This window comes from Peribacillus sp. SIMBA_075 (assembly GCF_046534585.1).
Window position 1 is genome coordinate 1 of record NZ_JAWRYN010000207.1, and the last position, 366, is coordinate 366.

A 366-nucleotide genomic window follows, 5' to 3' on the forward strand; every position below is an offset into this window, starting at 1 on the left:
CCCAGCGTGGAGGTAAGAAGAAAAACAATAGCGAGAACGAAGAGGTAGAGGTAGAAAAATCTACAACTCATTGGAAAATTCTCGATACAAGCGTAATTATTGATGGACGTATTGCGGATATTTGCCAAACGAAGTTTTTAGAAGGAACAATTGTGATTCCACAATTCGTATTAGAAGAGCTTCAGCATATTGCCGATTCTTCTGATGCTTTAAAGCGTAATCGTGGTCGCAGAGGATTAGACATTTTAAATCGTATTCAAAAAGAGCTACCAATTCCGGTGGAAATTTATGAAGGCGATTTTGAGGATATCCAAGAGGTGGATAGCAAGCTTGTAAAGTTAGCTAAAATCACTGGTGGAACTGTTG

The 366-nt window shown here is 38.8% G+C and carries 1 protein-coding gene; it reads left to right on the forward strand.

The annotated features are described in order from the left end of the window. Window positions 1-366, forward strand: a 366-nt coding sequence (locus SB775_RS27860; RefSeq protein WP_410864390.1) for a PIN domain-containing protein, incomplete at both ends; no start/stop codon positions are given.